The sequence below is a fragment of the Alicyclobacillus mali NBRC 102425 genome (assembly GCF_001570745.1).
GTDB classification, from domain to species: Bacteria; Bacillota; Bacilli; order Alicyclobacillales; family Alicyclobacillaceae; genus Alicyclobacillus; species Alicyclobacillus mali.
Genome location: NZ_BCSG01000010.1, coordinates 1 through 2,023, shown reverse-complemented (window position 1 = coordinate 2,023; position 2,023 = coordinate 1). Strand labels below are relative to the sequence as shown.

The window sequence follows — 2,023 nt, the reverse complement described above, 5'->3', positions numbered from 1 at the left end:
TGGTGCGCGAAACGCGGCCGGACGTGTTGATCCTCGACATCATCATGCCCGTGTTGGACGGGCTCGGCGCACTGGAACGCCTTTCGGAGGTGACGGATCATCCGCCGAAGGTCATCATGCTCACGGCATTTGGCCAGGAAAGCGTCACGCGGCGCGCAGCCGAACTCGGCGTTTCGTACTTCATTCTGAAGCCGTTTGATATGCCGGTGTTGGCTGAACGCATTCGCCAAGTGATGTTTGAGGCTCCGGCGCCAGTGGCGGCGACAGCGCAGGCAATTGTCACGACCATGCCGGCGCCAACTCCGCCCTCCCGGCGGTCGATTGATGCACAGATTACGCAGATCATCCACGAGATCGGTGTGCCCGCACACATCAAGGGATATCACTATCTCCGCGAGGCCATCGGCCTTGTGTACGAGGACGTGGAGATCCTCGGGTCCATCACTAAGGTGCTGTATCCGAAAATCGCGCAGCGATTTAAGACGACGCCTTCCCGGGTCGAGCGTGCCATCCGCCACTCCATTGAAGTCGCCTGGGGGCGAGGCAACATGGAGGCCATTCGCCGCGTGTTCGGCTACACGGTTTCGGCTTCCAAGACCAAGCCCACGAATTCTGAGTTCATCGCGATGATCGCGGACCGGCTCCGAATGGAGCACCGCGTAGGTTAGCGCGCGTTAACGCGCAGCGGACGCCCGTTGCTTCGCTTGGTCGCGGTCACGGCCAGGGCGCCGAGAAGGGCGCAGGCTCCACTCCAGAGCCAAACCATCTCGTCTTGGTAGTAAAAAGCCAGTGAGGCCGCCCAGAGCGCATTTGCGAAGTACAGGACTGCGGAAACCGACAGCCGCCAAATGGAGAGACATCCGGCCGCGAGCCATCCAATGGCCGCGGTCAATTCCGCAGCGCCCGCCGCTTCGAGCTGTGGAATGTCGGCCGCGGCTCCCGCGCGTGCAATCACCAAACAGGACCAGACGGCATAACTTCCGAATATCCAGGAGACCACGGCGAGCCCCCATTTCCACGCTCGCATGGAATCCCTCCCTTGGACAAGACCTTGATAGATTCGTATGATGCCGCAGCGCCTCGTATGCGTTTCATCGTCGCGCTTTGGGTCCCCCTCGGCCGTTGTGATAATGTGTACGGCAGAGGAGGGTGACGCTATGGCAGCACCGCAGACGCTGGACGGATGGTACGTGTGGCACGATTTCCGCACCATCCGGCGAGAGGCATGGAAGAGCATCGATGTGCATTCGGCTGCCGCGGTCATGCGGGATTTTACAGCATTCGTTCAAGGTGAGTTGGACGCCCAGCGCTCGCGTTTGGGCAGCTTCGGGCAGTTTGTCCTCGCGGGCACCAAAGCGGACCTGCTGTTTTTGTACATGCGGCCTACGATTGGCGAGTTAAATGAGGCCAAGGCGAGATTTGAGGCCACGCGCTTCGCCGACTTCACGGAACGGGCGTATTCTTACGTATCCGTGGTGGAGTTGGGCGGCTATTTGGCCAAGCCCGGCGTTGACGTCGAGCAAGACGAGGTGCTCCAGTTGAGGTTGAAACCTCCTGTGCCGCAGATGCGCTATGTCTGTTTTTATCCGATGAATAAGCGCCGCACGCATCCCGACAATTGGTACATGCTCGATGAAGCGGAGAGGAGAAAGCACCTGATGGCGCATGGGCAAATAGGCCGTCAGTTTGCAGGAAAGGTGAAGCAGATCATCTCCGGCTCGGTCGGCCTCGACGACTGGGAATGGGGTGTGACGCTCTACGCGGACGACCCCATCCATTTCAAGAAGCTCATCTACGAAATGAGATTCGACGAATCGAGTGCACGCTTCGCGGAATTCGGACCGTTTTACGTTGGGGAACAGGTCGATGTGGAAGGGTTGACCACGTGGATGATGACGCTTCACGGGTGAGAGGGGAGAGGACCGGAGATGGAGCTACTCGTGCGTGAAGTGGAGGCCATGCGCCAACAGCTCGTCGCTTGGCGCCGACACTTGCACGAACATCCGGAACTGAGTTTTCAAGA

Annotated in this window: 3 protein-coding genes; 2 read left to right on the top strand and 1 reads right to left on the bottom strand. The window is 59.4% G+C overall.

The window, feature by feature from the left end; all coding sequences use genetic code 11:
* A partial coding sequence (spo0A, locus tag AMA01_RS04710) for a sporulation transcription factor Spo0A (protein WP_067848123.1) occupies positions 1-668 on the top strand: 668 nt, incomplete at its 5' end.
* Here the strand turns inward: spo0A and AMA01_RS04705 are convergent.
* Positions 665-1,027, bottom strand: a complete 363-nt coding sequence (locus tag AMA01_RS04705) for a hypothetical protein (protein ID WP_067848120.1) — start codon at positions 1,025-1,027, stop codon at positions 665-667. The two genes, spo0A and AMA01_RS04705, sit on opposite strands and share 4 nt — an antisense overlap.
* A 130-nt stretch (positions 1,028-1,157) precedes the next feature.
* Here AMA01_RS04705 and hemQ point away from each other — a divergent pair, with 130 nt between their 5' ends.
* The gene (gene hemQ, locus AMA01_RS04700) at positions 1,158-1,910 is read left to right on the top strand and encodes a hydrogen peroxide-dependent heme synthase (protein WP_067848119.1); all 753 of its coding nucleotides are present in this window, start codon (positions 1,158-1,160) and stop codon (positions 1,908-1,910) included.
* Positions 1,911-2,023 lie beyond the last annotated feature (113 nt).

Excerpts from the sequence above, each read along its gene's own strand:
- hemQ (WP_067848119.1), top strand. The coding sequence starts at position 1,158 with ATGGCAGCACCGCAGACGCTGGACGGATGGTACGTGTGGCACGATTTC.
- AMA01_RS04705 (WP_067848120.1), bottom strand. The coding sequence starts at position 1,027 with ATGCGAGCGTGGAAATGGGGGCTCGCCGTGGTCTCCTGGATATTCGGA.